This is a genomic window from Lentilactobacillus dabitei (assembly GCF_019061365.1).
Taxonomy (GTDB): Bacteria; Bacillota; Bacilli; order Lactobacillales; family Lactobacillaceae; genus Lentilactobacillus; species Lentilactobacillus dabitei.
In genome coordinates this window covers 1-24,733 of sequence record NZ_JAHPPD010000040.1, presented here as the reverse complement: position 1 = coordinate 24,733, position 24,733 = coordinate 1, and the positions used below count along the sequence as shown (strand labels likewise).

10 protein-coding genes are annotated in these 24,733 nt (G+C 41.4%); 3 read left to right on the top strand and 7 right to left on the bottom strand.

Annotation, left to right across the window (positions count from 1 at the left end):
- Positions 1 to 110: 110 nt before the first annotated feature.
- The 4 genes from KTE19_RS07505 to KTE19_RS07490 form a co-directional block, all read right to left on the bottom strand.
- Positions 111 to 2,156 carry a DUF5776 domain-containing protein gene (locus KTE19_RS07505; RefSeq protein WP_217341978.1) on the bottom strand — a complete coding sequence of 682 codons (2,046 nt, stop codon included), beginning with the start codon at positions 2,154 to 2,156 and terminating at the stop codon, positions 111 to 113.
- Positions 2,157 to 2,422: 266 nt separating this feature from the next.
- Positions 2,423 to 3,271: a GRP family sugar transporter gene (locus tag KTE19_RS07500; protein ID WP_217163517.1), complete on the bottom strand. Its 849-nt coding sequence runs from the start codon at positions 3,269 to 3,271 to the stop codon at positions 2,423 to 2,425.
- A gap of 525 nt (positions 3,272 to 3,796) precedes the next feature.
- Positions 3,797 to 4,162, bottom strand: coding sequence for a type II toxin-antitoxin system PemK/MazF family toxin (locus tag KTE19_RS07495; RefSeq protein WP_217163519.1), 366 nt, complete (start codon positions 4,160 to 4,162; stop codon positions 3,797 to 3,799).
- Entirely contained in the window at positions 4,159 to 4,422 is a 264-nt protein-coding gene (locus KTE19_RS07490) for an antitoxin (protein ID WP_217163542.1), read from the bottom strand. The genes KTE19_RS07495 and KTE19_RS07490 overlap by 4 nt, the downstream gene beginning before the upstream one ends.
- Before the next feature lie 589 nt (positions 4,423 to 5,011).
- Between KTE19_RS07490 and KTE19_RS07485 the strand changes: the two genes are divergently transcribed.
- Together KTE19_RS07485 and KTE19_RS07480 are read left to right on the top strand one after the other, a co-directional pair.
- Positions 5,012 to 5,503 (top strand): RNA polymerase sigma factor, encoded by a 492-nt coding sequence (locus KTE19_RS07485; protein WP_217163521.1) that lies wholly within the window; start codon positions 5,012 to 5,014, stop codon positions 5,501 to 5,503.
- Positions 5,496 to 6,422: an anti sigma factor C-terminal domain-containing protein gene (locus tag KTE19_RS07480; RefSeq protein ID WP_249778614.1), complete on the top strand. Its 927-nt coding sequence runs from the start codon at positions 5,496 to 5,498 to the stop codon at positions 6,420 to 6,422. Before KTE19_RS07485 ends, KTE19_RS07480 begins: the two co-directional genes overlap by 8 nt.
- Positions 6,423 to 6,516: 94 nt before the next feature.
- Here the strand turns inward: KTE19_RS07480 and KTE19_RS07475 are convergent, their stop codons facing one another.
- Positions 6,517 to 7,548: a ketopantoate reductase family protein gene (locus KTE19_RS07475; RefSeq protein ID WP_217341976.1), complete on the bottom strand. Its 1,032-nt coding sequence runs from the start codon at positions 7,546 to 7,548 to the stop codon at positions 6,517 to 6,519.
- A gap of 779 nt (positions 7,549 to 8,327) precedes the next feature.
- Between KTE19_RS07475 and KTE19_RS07470 the strand changes: the two genes are divergently transcribed.
- Positions 8,328 to 8,909, top strand: a complete 582-nt coding sequence (locus KTE19_RS07470) for a YdeI/OmpD-associated family protein (protein WP_217341975.1) — start codon at positions 8,328 to 8,330, stop codon at positions 8,907 to 8,909.
- Between the two features lie 107 nt (positions 8,910 to 9,016).
- Here KTE19_RS07470 and KTE19_RS07465 read toward each other — a convergent pair whose 3' ends face one another.
- The gene (locus tag KTE19_RS07465; RefSeq protein ID WP_217341974.1) at positions 9,017 to 15,913 is read right to left on the bottom strand and encodes an LPXTG cell wall anchor domain-containing protein; all 6,897 of its coding nucleotides are present in this window, start codon (positions 15,911 to 15,913) and stop codon (positions 9,017 to 9,019) included.
- A 255-nt stretch (positions 15,914 to 16,168) separates the two neighbouring features.
- A complete protein-coding gene (locus KTE19_RS14250) occupies positions 16,169 to 24,682 on the bottom strand; it encodes a DUF7601 domain-containing protein (protein ID WP_347339408.1) in 8,514 nt (2,837 codons plus the stop codon).
- Positions 24,683 to 24,733: the final 51 nt, after the last annotated feature.

Below are 24,733 nucleotides of genomic sequence, written 5' to 3'. Positions count from 1 at the left end.
TGAATTGACTACTATATTTTGTCACAAGAAAAGCCCCACAATCATTAGACTTACTTGTCTAACAATTGTAGGGCACTTCAAGTCGATGAGCTGCTTGATCTTCGATTCAATTAATAGTTCCCCTGAATAACCAACTTTTTATTACCAGTAATATAGCCACCGTTGCTTAAAATGTATCGACTGGTCAAGTTGTGCTTGACGATCTTCTTAACCTTCAGATGAGCGCCCTTCTTGTAATGTTTAACCTTCTTCGTCAAGTTAACATTGCGATAGGCGTTAACACCTTTCTTAGAAATGATCGTTATCTGCTTATTCTTTGGCATAGAAGCATAGTAAACCGGCACAACATATTTTCGGTTGGCAGTGATGTAGCCAACTTTACCGGCGGTCTTGCTATGATGGTTAACGTCGCGAACTTTGTAACGTAATGCACCACCCTTTGAACGAGCGTAATCAGTTACGACGAACATTGGTCGGTTAACACGTTTGGCTTTGGGATAAATTGCAATGCGCTGACCTTTTTTGAAAGTTGCGTTCTTATAAAGATAAATCTTCTTAGTGGCGTAAACTGCCGCGCCTTCTTTAGCAGCGTAGTTTGGTACCGCCGGTTCTGTGGTGGTCTTGGTACCATTTGAAAAGTTGCTGTTATGACTGGACGTTGTTGCTGCCGGAGTCGTTGGTGTTGACGATGAACCACCGCCACCGGGCACAACGGGTGTCGGATTACCCTTACCAACTGTGATTGTAATTGTCTTTTTGACTGTAACGCTGTTAGTAACCGGATATACATAAGTGACCTGGTAAACACCATCTTTGGTCATGTCAACTTCATTATTGGCAACCTTTATGGCTGTCCCGTTGGCATCAATCTTTTGAACCGTATAGGATGCATTCGCCGGTTTATCGATTTTCTTACCATTTATGTCATAGAACTGTACGTCCTTATAAGCATTCGGATCCCAAGTCGTTTTTGATGATACGGGGTAAGTTTCGTTCTTGGCATCGATTAATTTATGCATGTATAGATAGGCATCCCCTAATGTCCGCCCATTATACTTAGTTTCATTCATGACGATTGTCCCATTATCCGTAAAGATCGATCCGCCAGTTGTTCCTAGCGTAAAGGTATAAGTAGACTGCTCAGTCCCATCGGGCAAAATATTATAGGCATACCCTTCATTATGAAGTTCATCTGTAAGCGATGTTTGACCATCTAATCCTTTTAGTTTAGCTAAATGAATCGTCACACTAGAGCCAGTGTACGCCGCCCCGCCTGCTGGAATTGTCTCACCACGAATGTTTGAATACGTAAAGGCATCCAGATTCCTAGAAATAATTGGCATCATGTCCTGAACATCTGTTGCAAGAATTGGTAATCCATCACTATCATCAACGGTTGCAATGAAGACATTTTTATACTCGGGATTCCAATAATCTATAGGACTAACATATTTACCAAAATGGGCAAGTAACCCAAATTCTTGAGTATTCCATCCTTGACCGTCTGCAGTTCTTTGATTACTAAAATCACTCACTTGCATACCATCAATTGAATTATTAGTTCGTGGTAGAACTTTCAACGGTGTGTTAACCTCAACTGAATCTCCTGGTTCTAATGTGCCCATCACTCGATATTCATAGAGATCTTGCAAGTCGCTTGTATTACCATTCAAATACATATACGAAATATCCACATTAGAGACAGACTGATTCGAACTATTATAGTGTGTCTCTATTTTTGGCACATCATCTCCAGCATATACAACGTTACTTGTGTTGCCATAGTATCTTGGCAAGGAAATAATTTCATTTACAAAAACCGCTTTGTCCGATTTATTCGTTGCTTTAAAATGTTCAACAACACTCTGATAAGTCTGGCTTTCAATAACAGAATCATTTTGATCACCTGATCCAGATAAAGCCGCGTAATTAGAATGCGCCGTGGTTCCATCCTTACCAGTTACAGAAAAGTACAATTCATGTGTAAGATTGTTATACGTAGGTACATTCGTATTAGGTTTAGTCCCAGTGTAAACCAGTGGATTTCCCGCGGCCTTAATCACTGTCTGCGAGTGCATTTCCCCTGCTACGAAACTAACCAATAAAAGTCCTAATAGTAATAAATACTTCGTAAATACTTTTTGACGTTTACTCATCATTTACCCCTCTAACTGCGGATGCCGCAACGAAAATAATAAACGAAAGCGGCATCTATCCCCTCTATTTTTGTAATCTTTAATTAACATGATTATTATTTCATACTTTGATAGTATTGTGAAATATAAAGTTCGAATTATCGAAAGAGGAAAAATTTCATTAAAAGTCAATGCGAGTGTGTAATGATACGTTTCAAACCAATTATCTTTGTCAATGTTTAGCCATTTTAAGTGAACCATTCCTGATGAGGCTGGGCTTACCACTCTCAAATCATCACCATCATCACCGCCCCAGCAATCAATACCGCCAGGCCGATTGAGGCGGTCACTACCTGTTTGCGGTTGGCTTCTTTCAAAACAATAATACCTAGAATTGTTGAGACGACCACGTTTAGTTGAGTCAGAACAAAGGCACTGACCAACCCATTTAACTGCAACGAAACTAAATAGGTTGACGCGGCGACCGAAAAGATTAACCCCGATGTAATATTTCGAAGACCAATTGGATCATTGCCGGGAAATTTCTTCCGACCACTCACGTAAATAATTGCCGCCATTGTCAGCATCCCCAGCGATTGCGGCAAGAAACCATTAATCCCAGCACCTGAGCTGGCATAGTGTGGAAATCCCGAATACCCCCAGTAACCAATGGTCGTGATAAGTAAGAAGCCGTACTCCGATAAATTTTTCAATGAAATTGCTGCTATCCCGTTAGTAATCGCCACACCAGCAATGATGATGACTAATGCAATCAATCCTAGCAGATTAGCCGAAATTCCCTGCCACTCACCAAATAGCCAGCCACCAATCAGCGAGTTACCAATAATTTGAAACGCCGTGGAAACCGGCATCGTCCCACTCACCCCCAGGCGGTCATACTCTCGGTACTGGCCACCTTGACCAATACTCCAGCAGGCACCGGAAATGTAGTAAAGCAAAAAGTCCCTTACATTAACGTCATAGCGAAAAATCAGTTGCAGGACAGCTGCCGTGATCACAATCCCAATACTGGTTCCAAGCAACTGCTGTAAAAAACTGCCACCGGTCACTTTTCGCATCCATATCGGCAAAACGCCCCAGAAAATAGCGGGGATAATTCCAATCAACAAATTCATGGCTAGCCTAACCTCCGATCTGCTTCGAACTCAATATGTATTTGAATTTAGCGTTAATTTTGGATCCATGATAGACATCTATGACAGCCGAAATTTCGTTGTGAATCTGCTCGTATCGACTACGATCAAAAATATTAAGATTCATCAAATCACCCCTTTACTAATCAGCTTAGAATAACCATTATCATCTACCTATCAATATCCTAACTCATTTATACTGTAAGCGCTTATATCTTTACAGAAAACCAAGGTCTGTTAAGAACTAATGGGCAGCTTGTAACTTATTTCGCAAGATACATCGGTCAGGTATTCCAGCTTTTCACAAAAAGAGCTGAGACATTAGTCGGCAAATTATTTATAAATGCAACTCAAGCTCACCATTTTACATTGATAAAACTTGCGACAAACGGCTGATCCCCGCCATTTAAGCAAAAGCGGCGGCGCATTCCAAAATCAGAATGCACTGCCGCTTTTACTTAAATTCTAGGATCAAATCGCCTTTTACCCCAATCTCTTGGGATTAATTTAGTTGGCAGCCACAATGTCGCCGGCTAAGGCACATAAACGGTTGCGAAGTTTATCAGGAACTTGACCAATTATCTCGCCATTACGGGCAACGTAATCATAATTGGGGGTTTGCCAAGTCACAATATAGCCATTGGTCTGACTGTTTGGGTCAAGAATCGGTTCGAAGCCCTTTTGAATTTGACTAGTACCGTGAGTGATGGGCATGACGACCACAAATCCTGTTAACCGATTGTATTGAGAGTTCGATACAACCACAGCAGGACGTCGTGGTTGGCTAGTTGTGTGTCCACCCATTTCATGCCCACTATGGGGCTCAAAGTCTAAGACGATAATATCGCCTTGGTCAGGAAAGGTCATTGTCATAGTTCTCGACCTTTTCTTGGCTCATTTCCAACATTGAAACCAATCTTATCAAGCTGACCACGAAAATCAACATTGTCATATGCGCCCGATGTCCATGGATTTTTATGACTGTGGACGCGCCGGATAATCAAGGTGTCTTCATCAACTTTTTCAATTATTACTTGCTCATTGTTCGAAAAGCCTGTTATTTTAGGTAAGGTCACACTGACCGAATTACCAGTTTTATGCGTTTTTGTTTCCGCAATTTTTAAGTTATTCATCATTAAACCCTCCTTAAGATTTGAACTAAGTATATCGTAATTACAAAGTTATTACAAGCGATTGTCTTGGTCAATACTCGACCGTAAGATGAGCTGGTCCTGATACCTTGAGTGGCTAATCCGTTCAATCAATCGATCAACGGCTTAATCAATTGGTCCCGCGGAGTGTTTCATATCTGCTTAACCATTTCATTTTTAAAGGGTGAGCAAACTTACCTAATCTATATGGCATCTTTATGTCCTCAACTACTTAATTTAAACCGAATTGTGATTGATCAGATCTTTGCAACCTTTGTACGTCCTAACTTAACGGATGCAGGATTTATTAGTATAGATAAAGATCTTAAATCAGCCGTTAGGTTGCGTTTAAGAAACTGCTAAACTGACATTTCTAGACTTTTTCTTCTTATATTCCTTTAACTGTAGTAAATTATTACGACCTTTGTAAGAGGCTAAACAGGATCTTAACAACCACTTTCCCTACGTCACAGATCAAAATTTATACTTTTACAAACAAAATCAAAAAGACATCACTAAACCCGTTACTTTTCCCACACCCATTCGTTATACCTAGTGAAAGGGGGTTGTCATGAAGCTCGATGGTTATGAATCATTAATTAAAAATATCTCGCTTGAGTTGATGCACTACCTGATTGGCCAAGGTGCTCATCAAGAAATTGCTGAGGACGTCATTCAAGATGTCTTTGTCAAAATCCTCAAAATGGACATCATTTTGCCACCCAACGAAATTCGGCCATACATGTACCGCTTGGCCCGTAATCAGTACGTTGATCAGTATCGCCGGCAAGCCCGGTTTAAGAAGCTATTGCAAGTTTATTTGATTCCGGCAGCCAAACAACCCCGTTCAACAATCAACGGGCCACAGAATAACCGGCTGGCAAAGGTACTTCGGAAACTCAACGATAAGGACCGGCAACTGCTGAAGCTCAAGTACCTAAATAATCAGTCGGTCGACCAAATTGCTTCCCAGACTAATAAAAGCCCGGCAGCAGTCAAAATGCGGTTGTACCGCATCCGCAAGAAATTAAGAAAGGCGTTAGGTGATGAATCAAATGAATAATAAACAATTTGAAAAAATGGCGTTTAGAGTAAAGTTAAAAAGGTGGCTCATCACGATTTTGATTGTGATCGTCACTGTACCAGTCATGTTAGGAATTGGGTACAAGTTTACTCAAAGTCTCGCCGGGCACCAAACTCAGCTACTTAATAATAAAATGGAAACTATCCAAGAAATCGCTGCTCCCAATATTCAGATCAGCGATCAAGCCCTCGATGACACTTCTGTTTGGGGTGGGAAGGTCGTCAGCCATCAATACAAGGAAATCGACGGCTATCGCATTCCGTGGTCCACTGCAATTGGGCAGTATAATTGGTCTTTCAACTGGATTCCAAATACGAGCTTGATCGACACTACCCAGACTACTGCTTACACTCGATTAACCCAACAGAAAATCCCGTTATTCTACAATGACAATGTCGACAAGCCCAATGTTAAGAAGGCTTTCGAATTACCAGCTGTGTCTAAGATGAAAGGATACGTCGCAGAAGTCGCGGTCACCTTCAAGCACCCCCTCACTTACCAGCAGATTCAAGCTCGGCTGACCCATAATCTCCGAGCCAGCTGGTATTGGATCGGCGTTAGTGGCAAGGCTGACCCCACCTTTGAACAAAATAATTTTTTGGGAATCCAATCAGGACTGCCAGAAGGCAAGTTGACTAAGTTAGACTATCAATATTTCCAAAAATCACTCAAAAAAGTATCAGCTACCACTTTGGATTCATATAATAATTTCTCGCTAAGTAACTATGCCCACAAATACGCCAAGCAACACCCAACGTTAAAGCAGGCTAAATTTGCTGGCGTGATCTTAACTGGTAAGAGTGAGAACTTTAGGACGTTGCGCAATCAATCTTGGATCACCGAAAGTTCCGTAGGCGCCACGATCAAGCGGGTTCCTTATATCAAACCGACTTATTAGCTAACCAACTAAAAATGAGATCCAATTAGCCACTGAAATTAATCAGTCCTAACTGGATATCATTTTTTACTTACCTTTAGATATAAATCGTGACCTAAGCGTCGGCCTCAACTTTTACTGTCTTAGCCTGCGTCTTCTTTGCATTCTCTGCAGCCAGCACCGATTTCATATAGCCGTTAACATCAAATGTTCCCGAGAATTCAGCCAGATGGACTAAGTTTCTCAAAAAATCATGGGTCTTGGCTTCGTAATGGTATTTCAACCCGAGATCGTAAATATAGCCATTGATATAATCAACCTCGGTCTGGCGATTCTTAGAAATATCTTGGTACATTGATGGGAAGTGCAGTGGGTTGGAAACGGTGCTGACGTACTTAACGGTTTCCCACTCTTCTTGACGCGTATTGAGCAGCGTAATCCCTGCCCGTTCGCAGACGTCAAAGGCCTCATCGATTAATTGAACACCCAATTTTTGGGCAACTGGGGATTGAATATACTCACCCATCCGGATCTTAAACATCGTGCAAAGCGTATTGATCACGGAATTGAAGATGACTTTGGCCATTAATGTGCCTAAGAAATTGGTGGTCAAGTTAGGATTAAGGCCTGCTTGTTGGAATTCATCGACAATCTTATGCGTCATTTCATCCGGTTTTTCAGTTTCGTTGGCGATGTTCATCGACCCGGCTCCCTTAGGGCCAATAAAGTCAACATCACCGGCTTTATTTAAGACAGTCCCGATTAATGCGGTGCCACCAAGCAACCGTTCTTTAGGGAAATATTGATTTAATTTGTCAACATGGCCCATGCCGTTCATGCAAGTGACCACGTACTGTTTGTCGTTAAAAAAGCGAGCAGATCGTTTCAAGAAATCAGCTAATTGATACTGTTTGGTGAAGACGATCAAGACATCTGGATCACCTTTGTATTCTTCCGGGTAGTACACGTTAACCGGCACGAGATGTTTATTTTGACCATTCCGAGAAACGTAGATACCCTTTTGTTTGCGAATAGTCTCAACCTGCTCATCCCAAGTGTCGACAAAATCTACGTCAAATCCTGCTTCTTGCAATAATACCCCGTAACGTAATCCCATGGCACCTGCACCTAATACTGTATATTTCATGTTAAAACTTCCTTTCTTGCTTGGTTATATGTACAAACTGGCTGAATATCCGTTGAAGTTAAAGGTGGTGGGGCTCAGGTGATAGATCGGGTAGATGTTTTGGTCAACCGTGCAAGTGGTGCTTTGCTGGGTAGAAAGCTGCACCTAAACCCTCTTGACCAAAAGGTTCTAGGCAACCGTGCCGAATGATGCTCCGCCGGGCAGAAACTTCCACATAAGCACCTCCAACAAAAATTCCAAACCCAGGAATTTCCGTTGGAGGAGACTTATGCTCCAGTTTCTAAGCGCCCGGCTCCGCATACTACAAAAAAAGTCGCCCTCCATCATTTCTGATAAAAGGACGACATTTGGCCGCGGTACCACCTTCATAGACACATTGTGCCCACTCGTTAACTGCTTTAACGGACAAGTCCGAAGCTGGCTCACTCAGCGCTCACCAACTTAGAGGTAAAGCATGAAAGTCACAATCGTTAATTGCTACACCATCTCTCAGCCGCCGAATGGATTTTCTGTCGAAGCGAGTTAACGAAAACTTCTTTCAAATTGATAGTTCGTATTATGAGATATGGATTAGAAAATGTCAAGAATATTTTAGAAAATAATGTGAGTCGTTAACATATATTCCTTTAGTTGCCTGGTTATCATTGGGTTTCACTGGAAAGATTCTTTTTAGTTTTATTAAATTATCTAACATCTAGGGACTCTATTTTCATTCATCCTTAAACTCCAACTCACCTAGTTCTCAAAAATTGTACAATTGACTGAGGAGATGATTCAAGATGACCCGTGAAAATCCAGTCAACCACTTATCAGCCACTAATCGCGACGAATTTAGAAACTGGCTCAAATCAAACTGCCAAACAGCAACCGAATGTTGGGTCGATGTCAAACGTGGCATTCCTAAAGACACCGACCACTTTTGGTACGTCGATGCAGTTGAAGAAGCCATGTGTTTTGGTTGGATTGATAGTACATATAAACGAATCGTCAAAGCAAGGCCCACTTCTCAACGATTTGTCCCCAGAAAGCCGAATAGCGCTTGGTCTGAATTAAACAAGGCCCGCTGTCGCCGAATGGAAACGCTAGGTAGAATGACACCAGCTGGTAGGAGGCTGCTGCCGGACATGGATCCATCGCATTTCAAAATCGATCCAAGAATCAAACGGGCCTTGAAACGACGACCGGGAGCCTGGAAATTTTTCCGTTCCTGTCCACCACTTTACCAGCGGATACGGATCGATACCATTCAAATCAAAGCCAACCAACCCAAATTGTTTCGCTCAAGAATGACCAAGTTTGCCAATGCCTGCCGCGATCATCAGATGATTGGGTCGTGGAATGATGGTGGCCGCCTCAGCTAGAATCCAAATCAAAAGGCCCGATGCCCGTTAACAATTCCGTTAGCGACATTGGACCCTTTATTCGTTTCAAACTAGTTAATTAGATTTTTTACCTTCCTAACTCCTTTCTATTTGACTTGCTTACGTTTCGTGTAGTAAATCGTGCCAGCAACTGCCACCATTACCAGAATGATCACGCCAATAATCATGAATAGTTTGCCGTCATCTTCACCGGTTTGTGGAAGTGCCTGTTTGCCGGTGTAGCCAGCTGATGGTAAGCCTTGTGGGCTAGTAATGCCACTCGTACCGTTCTTACCACTGGTACCATCGCTTGCTGGTAATGCGTCTGGTTCGTCAATTGTCGCACTTGAGTCTGGCTTATCTTCATCTGCTGGGAGTGGTAATTCACCCTCATCAACTTCTAGGTCGTTGTGGTAGCTGATGGTGTCACTGTCGGCGGTTGCCGTGCCCGTCACCGTGGTGCCACTAATTGGGGCGTTGCGTTTTGTGACGGTCGTTGTGTAGCCATCTTTAGTGTAATCTACTTCGGATACTTCATAGCGAGCACCCATTGGCAGAATAAATTTGATCGTTTGCCCGTGTCGTAACGTGAAGCTCGCGTTACCACCTCGAATGTGAATAAAGCCGTCAGTAGTCGTTCCATTGGTCGTTGTCACCGTGTGGAAACTACCATCCAGTGGGTTGCCAGCACCATCAACCGCTTCAAGGTGGAAGTTAAATGCGCGGCTGCGGTCACCTACTTCGTTCACGAATTTGTTAACGTTGAAGGAGCCCATCTCGGCTTCACCATCTTTGGTGTTAACAAATTTCACGGTTGAAGGCATATCTTTGCGACTAACAAACGGAATCGTTTCATTTCCTGACCGCTCATCGTTTGTATTTAAAACATAGCTTGGCGTATACCCGCTGTGACTCGTTTCCAACTCAATTGCCTTAATTTCTGCGCCAACGGGTAATTCTAAAATTTTAGCCTGTTCGTCACTTTTGAGGACGATCTTATCAGTTGATGGCCTATTTTGAAGTCTAACACTACTAATTTTGCCATCTGTAAAGGTCACTGTTCCAATCAGGTTATCGTTTCCAGCGGTTGTCATCTGGATATCGAAGATGCCTTTCAGTTTTCGACCTTCCTTATCCGACCCCTGCACATCAAATTCAAATTTCTTTTCATGGTCATCACTGGTTAAATTGGTTCCCTTTAACTTCTTTTCAATTGCCAGTTCAGATCCGATTGTATCATTATTGAAAATCAACGTTGACAATTTATTCTGCTCACCGGTGATAATGCTATGTTTATCACCTTCGCCCTTTTCATTCCCATAGCTATAAGTGACTTCATAGCCCGCGACATTTGTTTCTAGGATTTCTATATTAAGGTCTTTTGGCATCATGACCGTTAAAATCTGGTTGGCCTTAAGTTTCTCACTAGCAACATAATGCCCAGTCTTTTCATCCTTTACAAACTTAAGATTAAACTTATCACTAGGATCGGTCTTATCAGCTTTAAATTCCTTTTCTGATCCCCAATTCAATCCTTGATTCTTAATTGTCAAAGTAAACAGAAATTCCTTATCTGACGGGATGCCCCGACCAACTGTCTTTTGAAGCTTGAAGGGTACCTGGCCGACTGGCATATTTCTAAAGACAATTGAATTCTTGGCATCTTTTCGATTTAAAGTAAGAGAAGCGTTTGGCCCAACCACCTCGTCTTCGCCATCAACTTGGTTTGAAGTCGCCCATTGCGCCTCGTCGACGTTCTCTTTAACAACGAATTTAACGACCTCTTCTGGTAGGCCCTTGATAATCAGACGCTGATTATCCTCAAGTTTAATTGGCTTAGCTCTGATGGCATCACCATACCACAATCCAGCTGACTCACCATCATCGTCAAATTCAATCTGAATCTCCACATCGTCATTAATTGAGGCCCCAGTAGTGGCATTGACTAAGGCCACATCAAATTTTTTGCTCTTAACAGAATCAGCGGTATCTTCATTACCAGCCGTAACGTCAAATTCGAATAAATCGTCAGAATCCGCACCTTCAACTGTCTTTTCAAATTCAAACTGATTACGGGCATATCTATTGGTAAAGTGAACCAGGCCGGATGAATTAGCGTCCTCCTTTAATTGAAAAATAGAAGTTTGCTTGCCCTGAATATCAGTTGCATCACCGCTTTTCATGCCAGAAATATCATAAGCTGTATCGAACATCTTCGCACCTAATTCAGTTACCCGGTAATGCTGATCATTAGATAGTCCCCAAATCCTATAATTCTCATCGGGTTTTAGCTTGATAACCTTAGAAACGCCTTTTGTGAATGACACATCAACTGTCGGTGTGTCATTTCTTGTAGCTTGATAAGTGCCACTAAAGTCCGCATCAGTTTCCCCCTTACCATCCGTAGCTTCAACTTGGAACTCAAATAATTGATCCTTTAAGCTAGGATCCGACGTGGTGAGTGTTTTCTTTATTTGCAGTTGTCGTTTTTTAGAATTGAACGCTTCGATGTTATACACTCTATCTTCGGCGTTTTCACTCGTAAATTCATCTGATTCATAGACATCATCGTATCCGTGGGCACCTTTAAGCTCAACAACTTTGTACTTATTTACATCTCCGAGCCCATAAAAGGTTGCAATTCCGTCATCATTCGTCTCTGCAGTTATTCGATCCCCAGAATCAGAGATCTTTACCGGTTCCCAACTATCATTAGAACCCTTTTTCCGCTTCTCAAGTCCAAATATGACTCCAGTAATTGGATCGCTAGTTTGCAAATCCTTTTTGCTGATCCTTACAGAGAAATGATCAAATTCCGCCCCAGCAGAAGTGTTAGATTTGACCGCTTTGCCTTGAGTAAATGTTTCACTACCAACTTCTAAAGTGACATTATTTTCATAAGTTATTCCAGCGACATTTCTAGAAACAACGGTATAGTATTCTACCATCAGTGGGTGTTTGTCACCAATCCCTTCAGCAAACTGAATTTCCATTTTCCTCAGATTGTTGGCATACTTTAATTCATAATTATCAGAATCAAGCAAGGCTCCTTTACTGTATTCAACCGTCTCCTTACCACCTTTGGTTACTAAATCCCGTTTTGCCTGATACACTTTCAGCCTGTGATTATCATCCAATGTCTCCAGATGCTTGTGATGATCGTTCTGAATCTCATCAGTAGCTTTTAATGCCAAATCTTTGGTCGTCTTTCCCTCACCATTGACGATTAAATTCCACTTCAGTACTTTCTGCTTTTCACCATTAATAGTGTCTTCTTCAAGAATTCCATCTTTATCAAGCAAGAAGCCGGTATCAAGATACGTAACGGAGCTCTTAACCGTTTTCTTCTCATTTGGTAGCCGAGCAATTTCCAATTTACTGGCAAATTCCCAACCTTTTAGATGCTCGAATTTTTTGCTGGCACTAGTCTCCAATCGCTTAACATTTGAACTGAATTTCAGGACAATCACTGAATATCCATCTTTATAAAGATTTACGGCCTTATCACTAAATTTAATGGTACTTTTCACAGCCTGCTGATTACCGGAGCTTTCTACTGCATCTTCAATGTTAAAATCATTTTGACCCAGTATCTGGGAGTCTATAATTTTAGTACTATCCGAACTCATCTTACCTAACGATACGGTTAGATGACCTTTTTTAAACGCTTGCTTAATATCTTGTAGCAGTAAACTGGTAGATGCCTTTTCATCCTTTCCCCATGCCTTATCAGCACCAACGGTATCTGTAAATGTTATCCCGTCTTCTTTTAGAAGCTTATCAACACTTTTCTCATCAGCAAGCCAACCCCGCTGATTAAATGCGACTGTCCAGTCGATCTTCCGATTATCAGGATTGCTATGAAAATCGGTACATAGTTTTCCTGATTTGCTGAGATTATTAGCGACATCCGTTGGAATCTTTGAACTTCCACTGATGTGTTCCTTGCCTTCGTTGTATTCAACAGTTGCGTGGTTATACAGGTACCCAGAAGTATTTTTTGCCAACTTTGCTTTGTCAATTGGAACGCCAGCCAATTGGACACCAAATTCTTGTGAAACTCGGTTATTGTTATTTTGCTTTGGCATTCTATGAACAACGAGTTTGAAGCCAATTACATTACCTTTTTCATCCTTAGAGGAACCAATGGAAAATGCTGGTTTCTCCTCTCTATCACCATTTACAACCCAGTAAAATTGCCCGTTATAGCGTTCATACCTTATCTCATGTTTTTCGTGCACAAACTTTGCATAAAATTTTATATAATCACTCAAATTGTCAAAATTATCTATTAGCAAATTATAATATTTGGCATAATCATAATCCGTTTCGTTTTGCTTCTCCGTATCGGGTTCTGTAATTGTAATATCACCTTCGATTGGTTGATCGATTCTATTAACATTAATCGACCAATCAGTCGTATAGTTTGTCCAGTCGTTCCCGTGCGGCTTATCTTCTGACACATAATAAGTACCCTTTTGGTTGGTAGCATTCTTATATACGTGAGTAAAGCTTTCTTTGCCGCTCCAATTTACCTGGTTTGTTAGTCCATGATAGTCAGTTGGCGAAACCTCTCCAACCGGAACCACTTTATAGATTAATTTGTAAACCCCAGGGTTGGCCTTAATACCTGATTTGAATTTTACCGTCAACTTAGAACCATCTGGAGAATCTACAATCTGACTGCTATCTACATAATTATCCCAATAATTAGTATTGTCTCCATCCCTAGTTAATCTGTAATTTCCCTCTGTCAACTCCTGATATTTAAACTTTTTCGTTTTCAATTCATCAGTTAATGTTAAGTTATCTTGGTCGTTCTTAACATTAAACCTTATCGTATACTGAACATCTCCTCTTACCGTGGTAGCTGATTTGTATAACGCATTCGATTCTCGTTTTAGTATATGCTGCGTTTCTACTTCTTTTAGCGTCTCTGTCCCAAATTTAACGTTTTGCGCGACAATCTTATTATGATACTCCGATTGGATACTTGTTACAGGTGCCCTCATAGTTACTACAATCTTTTTAATCGTTCTCCCGGTCGGAAGCAAATCACTTGCGATAAACTTAAATAATTTTTGCTGTAACCAACTTCCTGTTTGCATTATTTTAGAATAACCATCACTGCCTTTATTAAACGTATGTTTGTCGTTATTATTATCAGTTACCTCAAACGTATAGATTGCTGGATTTTTTTCTGCATCATCAATTTGATAGTGACTGCCTAAAGTATCTCGCAAGTTAGCTTGGTCGGCACCCCCGGTCCTGTTAACCTTTAAAGTGCTTGTCCAAACAATCGTGTCATAATCAATCATTGAACCATCGGTAATCCCGGCAAACTCTCCATGTTTTGAAAGGGTAACCGCTCCGTCCGCTACCTCAATTTTTGCACCATCTTTTGCAATTTCTCCAAATGAAACTTCTGTGCTTCCTTTCGAAAATGTTGTCTCTAGATGCAAGCTATAATTGATTGTCGTTTCACCGGACACACTACTCGGGAAAAAAGTAATCTTAACTTTATGTTCACTCGCATTACTGGCCGTTACTGGTGAAATACTATATTCTCCAACTTTAACATTGCCCGTTCCATTGATGTCGCCACCTAGTGAGGGGTTATCACCATAGTTCAACTCAAAACCCTCCAAAGTAAATTCGTAATAGTCACCATCCTGAATGGCGAAATTCTCACCAGTTTGTGATTTTCCAATCGTGGTGGTATCCCATGTCCAATCGATGCTGACGGTACTACTATCTTTAATCGATGACGGGATTGATGCGTCGACTTCATTACTAATTTCTGTGGGAATTTTTATTTCTTCATTATCATATTTTACAGTAATGCTATTAAAGAATTTGGTGTTAACTAAGCCTTTTAAGTCTCTTTCCGTTTCAAACCCCTTCATAGTAGACAGTTGAGATTGAATATGATGTGCTGACTCGCCATCACCTGTCTCTGCCAATGCCTTCTTAGCAACGTCCACACTTGCTAACGAAGAATCGCGCGGCGTTCGAATTTCTTTATTGTTACCAGAGCTTTTTTGCATGCCACTACCATTTTGATTGGTACCTTGGGGATTCTGCGCATCCTTTTCAGCAGCTTTCTTCAAGTTCTCAACCGCCTTTTGACTTTTCTCCTTGGCTGCCTTCTGATCCACTTCCCGTTTTTCTTTCACAAATTGTTTAGCCTTATCGTTATCAGATTGTTTGGATTCTTCAATCTCATCAGCTTGAGAAGAGTTCTCGTCGATTTTTACTTCACTGCTTGGTTCTTCTGATACAGGCTGCTGGTCAACCTTGTCTTTCTCAGAATCATCTTCTTTTTTAGCAGTCTTATCTTCAGCTCCCCCTTGCGCTTTGGCTGTCTCAACTCGTTTGGCCGCGTCCGTCTGGTCGCTGGCCATTTCGTCTTTTTCAGCTTCGACCAATACCTGATTCACCAAATTGTCATCCTGCAAGTTGCCATCGATATTTTTGTTAGTGGCCGCAGTGGTCCCCTTGGCCTTTTGAGCATTCTTATTCACCACCGTCAATGTCGGCAGTTCAACTTTTTTCTCATCAACCATCACCGCCAGTTCATAACGATTGGCAGGCCGATTGAATTTAACCGGTAAGGCCACCTCAAGATCGGTCATGTCGATTGCGTGCTGCCACTGAATAGTTGAATTCTTGCCATCAATATCAACCACAACTTTGGCACTACCATTTTTAAATTGATACTGCCGCTTTTTGATTGTTAACATGTCTCGGTCATACTCAAATTTCACCTTACCAGCCGACGACAAAGAACCCACGGTCACGTCAAAGGTTAGTTTCACCTTGTCACCCACTTTGGCAGTTGTTACTAACTGGCGCTTATCATCGATCAATTTAGCGTTTTTAGTCGCAATTTCATCAGTCGCCACGACATCGGCCACGGCGGCCCCAACCGTATAGAAGTTACCGAATAACAAAGCTAGCACCCCAACGAACTGCATGATGCACCCCTTCTTGAATAATTTCATGATTTTTTCCTCCGCCGTCGTAAGATTACGTATATATTATCCTTACAATAAGTTCATCAATAAAATTTGGCTATTTTAGAAAGGAAGTATGAACTTTCATATTTGTTAATTAAACTTAGCGATATCATTCAAAAAGAGTAATACACTGGTTAAACAGCTTTCCCAGCCATCAGAATTTAGCCGTAAGAAATGCCATTCAACTAGTGAATGGCATTTCTTGCTAATCCGATGATAATTGTTACTTTAAATTCCTTTCTATTTGGTCTGTTTGCGTTTCGTGTAGTAAATCGTGACAACAACTGCCACCATTACCAGAATGATCACGCCAATGATTGTATAAAGTCTGCCGTCATCTTCGCCGGTCTGTGGTAAGGCCTGCTTACCAGTGTAGCCAGCTGATGGGAGTCCCTGTGGGCTAGTGATACCGCTAGTACCATTAGTCCCACTGGTACCATCGCTTGCTGGTAATGCATCTGGTTCGTCAATTGTTGCACTTGAATCTGGCTTGTCTTCGTCAGCTGGGAGTGGTAATTCACCCTCATCTTCTTCAAAATCGTTGTGGTAGCTGATGTTGTCGCTATCAGCGGTTGCCGTACCGAAGACGTGAGTGCCGGTGTATGCCGCGTCCCGTTTTGTCACACGAGTCGTGTAACCGTCCACCTTGTAGTCCTTTTCAGAAACTTCGTAGCGCGCACCCATTGGGAGGATGAACTTGATGCTTTGGCCGTGCGTCAATGTAAATTTAGCATTGCCACCTTGAATATCAATTCTCCCCTTAGCTACAGTTCCACCATTGGTAATCGTCTCCGTCTGGAAGATGCCATTTAATGGATTACCAGCACCGTCAACAGCTTCCAGGTTAAATTCGAACGCTCGGGTTCTGTTACCTGTTTGGTTGACAAATTTGTTAACGGAGAAGGAACCCATGGCAACATCGCCGTTTTTGGTGTTGGTGAAGTCAACGGTGCCGTTTTGGTTAGCAACCAGTCGGAATGGATCGGTCGTCATGCCTTTAACCTCTGGTGTGCCGTTAACCTTGTACGAAGTTACGTAACCATTGACGTATGCTTCACCTACCGCATAGTTGTGGTCAATTGGCAAGCCTGCTAACGTCAGTGTTTCGCCATTTTTTAACGTTATCAAACCAGATTCGCCGTCTTGGATCGTGACCGTTGTGTTTGTGGTATTGCCTTTTTGCTGAACCTTAACGGCCTTGTAGATCCCGCTTGCGCTAGAGTAGATTCTGAAATTGAAGTCTTGATTACTATCAGCGTCAGTGATGCCCTCACCGGCAAGGGTCTTGCTAATCTTCAAACTAGCAGTGTCTGGTGCCTGCTTACTGTTTGTGAGTAGAACCGGGGTAGTTTGCTGGTTCAGAATTCTAAATAGTTCAGTTTGTTTACCCTCGTGGGTCGTAATACCGTTGACCATCCAGTTTGTCTTGAAATTGGCCGCTCCTAATTCCGTCACCGAGAAATCCGTGTTAAGTGGTAATCCAGAAATGATCAGCCGTTCCTTGCTCTTCAAGCTAATCGTATTTGACATACCATTTGTCAATTGAACATCAAGTGATTGGACCGCACCGCTTTGAGTAAACTTGGTTGCTTTGAACTCACCACTAATTGCTGATCGAACCTGGAATTCAAATATCTGGTTTTCATCAGCTTCGGTAATTCCAGAGCCAGCTAGTTCCTTTTTCATTTGGAGGAAGCCGGTGTCCGGTTTGTGTTTAGCGTTAACAAACTCAACCGGAGTCATTTCACCATGAAGTTTAAAATTGGCGGTTTTGTGACTGTTTTGAGGAACAGTATTCAAGGCGTGGCTGATTTGGAAACCTTCATTCTCCAGCATTTCAGCTTCCATTTCCTCAACGTTGAATGTGACGTCAAGTGGCAGGCCGTCGATGGTGAGGGCTTCGGTGCCTTGAAGATTGATCTTGTATTCACCATCTGTATTAAAACTGACTGGAAGCTTGGTAATCGTGCCGTCTGTGTTTCGCTTAGCGGCTTGATATTTGCTAGCCACTTTTTCAGGATCTTCGGCAGTAATCTTGAATTCAAACTCCTTTGCTTTATCGTCAGTGGTAATACCATCACCAACGAGCGTCTTGCTGAGGTGCAGGGAACTCGTCTTCTTGGTGTTGGTGAATTTGACAGTTGATGGTGTCTTTTCATTGGTTACAAATTCACTTGTCTCATTACCTGACATCGTCGAGCCCTTGCCAACTGACCATTCAGGGACATACCCAGCCGGATTAAGTTCGGTAACGACCACCTTAGCACCATCTGGGAGACCCAAGATTTTCAGCTTTTGGTCGTGTTTGAGTTCGAAATATCCGGGTGATTCTGCACTAAATTCCTCATCGTCAATTCGAGAAATCTTTCCGTCCTTAAACTCAACTCGGCCAGAGGAAACTGTTTGACCAGTAGCATTGCTGATTTCATAAGCAAAACCTTTCTTGTCAGCTTCCACGTCGTTATCCTCTGTCTCATCATCTCCAGTAGTAATTCCTTGACCATTTTCGTCTTTAGCAACAATTCCAAACTGGAACTGCCTGCCGTAATCCGCATTTGCCAAAGGAGTTCCCTTAACCTTCTTCTCAATTTCCACGATTGTTCCTGGGACGTGGTTGTTGAAAATTAATGGTGGGAGACAAGGCTCATCACAATCATTATTCTCTAGAACAACTTTATGTGAATTACCTTCATCCTCATGCTTGCCGTATTGATGACTAACCTCATACCCCTTCGTTGTTTCGGTTGTTTCAACTGTTAAGCCCTTAGGAAGATATATTGTAATTGATTGGTCGGCTTCGAGTTTAATTGTTGTTTTGTAATCATCACTATCCTTTTTAAATTCTAGTTTAAATTCTTCGTCTCTATCACTCATGATCGCGTTAAATTCTTTGGACTCTCCCCATTCCTTTCCAGGATCCTTGATAACCACCTCAAACGTGAACTCAGTATGCTTCGGCGGAACAACGCCACTCAAAGTTTTCTTGATCGTCAGTGGTATATGACCGTTGTTGACATTCTCAAACAGAATTAGATCTTGAACGTTCGGCTGATTTAATTCAATCTCTGCTTCTTTTCCTTCTTGACGAGATCCATTATCAACCTGCGTATACGTCTCAGAATCGCCAGCGGTTGTTTCAATTACCTTGAAATGGGTTGCATTCTCTGGTAGTCCGAGAATCACCAGCTTTTGTCCATGTGTTAACTGGATCTTTGTGGGATCATAGCCTCCGTAGTTAATCTCGCTTGCAACACCATCACCATTAAAAGTAATTTTCCCAGTATCATTAATTACGTCCCCTGAACGGGCATTTTTAACTACGGCTTTAAACTCTTTGTTTTTAATGGAAGCAACCGTATTGCCAACGCCTTCAACAGTAAAGTCAAACTTGGTAAGATCGTTAGGCATCGTGCCACTAACTCGTTTTTCAAATTCAAAGGAATTACCTTTTTGCTCATTGATAAACTTCAGATGTTTTCCATCCGTGTTAATCGGCCCAACGTAGTGGTAATCACCATCCTTATCCGATCCAGAAGGCGCTTCACCATAGTCTCCGTCAATCCAGTACTTTGTATACTTGTACGTGTCGTCTTGCCGTTCGTAAACTTTAAACTGCATGTTCTTCGGCAATTGAATTTTATTGTAACCTTCACCGTGACGAAGTTGAATAGCTTCTCGACTACCATTAATCGTAATTTGGTTTGCCTTGCCGCTAACAAAGTGGAATGTCACTTTCGTATCACTTCCACCGGCATGTTTCCAACCCTCGATGTCGCCAGTGAAGGTCTCATCCGGATCGCCATCTTCGTTAATTGCTTCAAGGTAGAAGTTAAACTGCTTACGATCCTTATCATTTGCAACATTTGGTCCCTTAATTGTCTTGGAAAAAGCAAATTCACCAGGCACGATTGAATTGGTGAATGAAGCAACCGTACTGTCGGTTTTTTCACCCTCTTGAAGTTTGAACAGGCTAGTTTCTTTTCCTCTAAGCCTACCAGATGAACCATTTGAGGTATTGATCAACCGGTGGGTCGTGTTATACCTTTCCGCATTTAACTCTTTGATCATGAAATGCTGATTCTGCGGTAAGCCAAAGATTTTGAGCTGTTGATCATCTTTAATTGCAGGAAGTCCGATAGCAATACCATCTTCAAAAGTTACTGTCCCCTTAATTGGTTGATCATCTCTACCATTAACTGGATCCCCGCTTTTATCATATACAGCATATTCAAAGCTACCAACAAAATCTTTGTTAACTGCTTCCAAGTCACTGACTGCTTTAACCTCAAAGTTGAATTCATCTTTCGAAGTTTCTAGACCGTTGCTGTTAACCCCTTTTTTGATGATTAAGTCACCGTCGTATGGGTTGGTTACTTCGAGAACGTAGACAGCTTTGCCTTCGTCAACATCGTTCATTGTGAACAATTTGGATTCATACTGTTCGAACCGACCACTTAGTCCTTCCGTCTCAACAATTCGATATTTGCCAAAGGCGGTAAGGTCCATGAAGGTTGCCATACCATTAGCACCAGTTCTTAATTTATAAACTTCTGGCTTGGCATCCCCTTGATCAACAGTCGTCATAACATCTTGCCAATGACCATCTTTATCCATTTGTTGAAGTTTAAATTCAACTCCTTCAAGCGGATCACCGGTTATATCATCTCGCTTAATGACGTTGACACTAAAGTGCTTGATGCTACCCCAAGCCTCAATTCCTGACTCAAGCACCGTCCCTTGTGTAAACTTTTTTTCACCAAGGCTTAGGGTTACCTTATTCTCAAAGTCTGCTCCCACCGTCTTCTGAATTTCAGTATAATACTGTACGATTAGTGGTCCATCAAGTTCATACCCTTCTTTAAACTGAATTGTCATTTTATCCAAATGAAGAGAGTATTCAAGGGTGTAGTTGTTTGAATTGATTGGTGGTTCTAATGGATCATACTCAACCTTTTGCTTATCTTTATTTCCTTCATCTTCAACTTGACTTCGTTGCGCTTTAAAAATCTTAACATGATAGTCACTATTTTTAACTTGTAAATGGTTTTGGTTATCACTGGTAATTTGGTCAACTAATTGAATTGGCCCAGTGAACTTTTTACCTTCACCATTTACCAGCACATTCCATTTGATAGCCGTAATCTCTCGCCCTTCATCATAAATGGTTTCTTTCTGACCGCTTTTATCTAGTAGATAACCTGCGTCAGTATATGACGTTTTGGCAGACGTTTCGAGATCGTTACCAGCCACTGTTGATACCTCAATCTTATTATTAAACAACCACTTCTTTAAGTGTTCATAATCCTTTGTAGAGTCAAGTGACAAACTTTCTACATCTGAACTGTAGTCTAAGACGATGATGTTATAGTCACCATTTTCAACGAATTCTTTCCCTTCCGTCGTTAGAGTGATTTTAAGTTCAAAACTTGTTGTAGTTAACTGTTCAAAGGACAATGTATAGTAATCAGTTACGTTTCCCGTATGTTTTTCTACTTGGTCACCCTTTTCGTTTAATTTACCAAATGATACCTTAATATCTTCGGCTGGGTTTTCTTTATCATAACTAATACTTTGCAATTGTTTGGGATGGGATGTGGGTTCATCACCGTCGTAGGCAGTTACTAAATCACCTTTGCCGAAATCATCAGTAATCATGAAACTGTTAGCAGTGCCTAAATGATCTTTGAAGTTAAAGCTGGAAGTCCAGTGGATTTTACGACTACTAGTCGGGACACTGAAATCACTTGATAGTTTTCCAACTTTGGAAATGTTTTCTCGAACTAATTCAGGCAGTGCAACGGAGGCACACACCCTATCAACCTCTCCCTGATTGTCTTTTTTGTTGTATTCTATATCGGCACAATTTTGAATATTCCAGACCGTACTTTTAGCCGTTGCTAACGCTTCCTTGTTAATTGGCACTTTCTTCAGTTCAACCTTAAAATGATGGGTTTCATCCCCTGGTTCACTTGTGACTGTAGGTGAGTTTAGAATGGTCAGCTTGAAATCTTTGCTGTCCTTCATTTTTTGAATCAAAAATGCATCTTTTCCGTTGCTGCTCCACTTATAGGTAACACCCTCATTGTCACCGCCCCACACCCCTTTAAGCGTTACATCTTGTTTCTGATATGTCGTACCATCGGTAGTATATATTTGAATATAATCAGAAATATTATTAGGTTTATTCCGAATTATTTTATGAAATTCCTCAAAATCCAGATAATCATTTGTTCCTTCTTGAGCAGGTTCCGTAATCGTAATTGGGAATCCAACTTTCCTATCAAATTTATTAATTTCAAACTCCCAGTCAGTAGTAAAGTCAGTCCAGTTAGCACCAGAACTTGTCTTCGTATTGAACTTGGGATCTTCAACAGATTCGAATTTACTTGTCCCTTTCCAAGTAACTGTATTGGTCAGCTTTTTGTAATCTGCATCTTTGATCTTGCTAGGGTCTTTGGGAGTAACTTCGTAAGATAATTCATAGGTGATTGGATTGCTTTCAGTCACGCCTTTTTTTATATTCTCGTTAAATGTTGCAGAAAAGTCGGCTGCGCCAGGGTCATCTTTCCCGTTATTATTAAATTGAGTCGTGGCGTAATCCACAAACTTCTTATCATGATCTATTGGTGTTAACTCGAAACTATCTTTATCGTACATAAATAACTCTGATCCCAATTCGTCCTTCATTATGAGATCTTCGACCGCATCTGAATTAGACACCGTAAACCTTACAGTATATTTAACGTTGCCCCCTTTAACAATCTCTGCTTGTTTATTCAGCATCTTGCGATTATTGCCCACCTTAGCTCGTGCCCAAGGTCCGCTGCTCCCTGACTGGTCACCGTTTCTCCAGTATGATACTTTAATTTGATTAATATATTCATTAGTTTTATCAAAATTAGTAATCTTTGCAATTACGTCAACTTGGATAGCTTTAATTTTCTTGCCACTATCAAGAAGCTCTGCTGCTTTGAATTTAAAATCGGCCCTTTGAGAAATCGGATCATTTCCAACAATACTTTTGTACTGATCAGCATCACTACTTGACACAATTACATCATCCCCATCATCTGGGGTAATTGTAAATTTATAAGTTGCACCTTGGAAATCATACCCAGTGCCAAATTCATCCTGTAAAGTCACTTCGTCTAGGGCATCATCCGCTGTAAAATTTGCCGTCCAATGTAACTTACTGTAGTCGGTAATTTCATTTCCTTCATTATCCTTGTATGTCTCATAATTCCCAATTTTCTTAAGGTCAAGTTCCCCCTTTTCAATTGTGATTTTATGCTCCTCGTCAGCAATCTCACCAAAACTAATTTCACCCTCTTCTTGCGATAACGTTGTCTTTGCACTCGCTCCGTATTCGATTCGATTGTCTTCGGTGTTAATTTCTGAGGTGAAGTCTATTCGAACCTTTTGAATATAGTCCTTATCAGTTTTCGAAATAGTAAATTTTCCAATTTCCTGAACCTTATCAGTTTTTATTATTTGTTCATCGCTGTCACCGTTTTTATAGGCATACTCAAATCCTTCAATGTTAAAAGTATAGTAATCCCCTTTTTGAATTACTGGGCTTAAATTATTAAGCTCATTAATACTTTGAGTATTCCAAGGCCAGTTAATTGTAATTTCCTTACTATTTCGAAAATCTGCTGGAATAGAAACATTATCATTGAGGGTTCCATCAATAAACTGTTTATTGCCCTTATCATCCGTTAATTGAATCATGTCAAAAAAGTACTTTAGTTTCCCGAGATCTCCTCGTCGGGTTCCGCTACGAAACACACCGTTAACCGGGAATGTTGATCTTAGCGACTCTCCACTCGCCCCATCAGCATCATCCGTCCTCGCTAACACCTTTTTAGCAACGTCCACGCTTGATAACGAGGAATCTCGCAGAGTTTGGATTTCCTTGTTGTTACCGGAGCCATTTTGGATGCTACTACCATTTTGATTAGTTCCTTGGGGATTCTGAGCGTCCTTTTCGGCGGTTTTCTTTAAGTTCTCAATTGCCTCTCGACTCTTCTCCTTCGCCGCCTTCTGATCCGCCTCTCGTTTTTCTTTCAAAAATTCTTTCGCCTTATCAGTATCTGATTGCTTCGGTTCCTCAATCACATCCGCCTGCGAAGAATTCTCATCAATTTCATTTTCCTTCTTCGGTTCTGGTTGAACTGATTGTTCGGTTGTTTCCTTTTGTTCTGCGGCTCCATCTTCTTTAGCAGCTTCTACCTGATCACTCGCCGCCTCATCCTGTTGCGCTTCTTGCAGCACCTTATTCAATAAATTATCGTCCTGCAAGTTACCATCAGCTTTATCCTGATTAGGCGCAGTGGCTTCCTTCGCCTTCTTGGCACTCTTATCCACCACTGTCAACGTTGGCAACTTCACTTTCTTCTCGTCAATCGTCACCACCAACTCTCGATGATCGACCGGCTGGTTAAATTTAACCGGCAAAACCACTTCAAGATCAGTCTTGTCGATTGCGTGTTGCCATTCAATGGTTGAGTCTTTGCCATCAATATCAACGACAACCTTGGTGCTGCCATTTTTAAACTTGTACTTATCCTTCTTGATTTTCAAAGTATCCCTGTCATAGGCAAACTTAACCTTGCCAGACTGCGACAAAGAACCCACGGTTGTGTCAAAGGCTAACTTCGCTTTATCGCCAACCTTGGCATTGGTCACCAGCTGCCGTTTGTCATCGATCAGCTTGGCGTTTTTAACGGTTCTACAATATCTGTTGTTGGTAATAGATTTTATCTATTACTGATGACAGATTTTTTGTTTCTCGTTAGAATAAAA

Coding starts and splice junctions, on each gene's coding strand:
- KTE19_RS07465 (WP_217341974.1), bottom strand. CDS start 15,913: ATGAAATTATTCAAGAAGGGGTGCATCATGCAGTTCGTTGGGGTGCTA.
- KTE19_RS07500 (WP_217163517.1), bottom strand. CDS start 3,271: ATGAATTTGTTGATTGGAATTATCCCCGCTATTTTCTGGGGCGTTTTG.
- KTE19_RS07475 (WP_217341976.1), bottom strand. CDS start 7,548: ATGAAATATACAGTATTAGGTGCAGGTGCCATGGGATTACGTTACGGG.
- KTE19_RS07480 (WP_249778614.1), top strand. CDS start 5,496: ATGAATAATAAACAATTTGAAAAAATGGCGTTTAGAGTAAAGTTAAAA.
- KTE19_RS07495 (WP_217163519.1), bottom strand. CDS start 4,162: ATGACAATGACCTTTCCTGACCAAGGCGATATTATCGTCTTAGACTTT.
- KTE19_RS07505 (WP_217341978.1), bottom strand. CDS start 2,156: ATGAGTAAACGTCAAAAAGTATTTACGAAGTATTTATTACTATTAGGA.
- KTE19_RS07490 (WP_217163542.1), bottom strand. CDS start 4,422: ATGAATAACTTAAAAATTGCGGAAACAAAAACGCATAAAACTGGTAAT.
- KTE19_RS07485 (WP_217163521.1), top strand. CDS start 5,012: ATGAAGCTCGATGGTTATGAATCATTAATTAAAAATATCTCGCTTGAG.
- KTE19_RS07470 (WP_217341975.1), top strand. CDS start 8,328: ATGACCCGTGAAAATCCAGTCAACCACTTATCAGCCACTAATCGCGAC.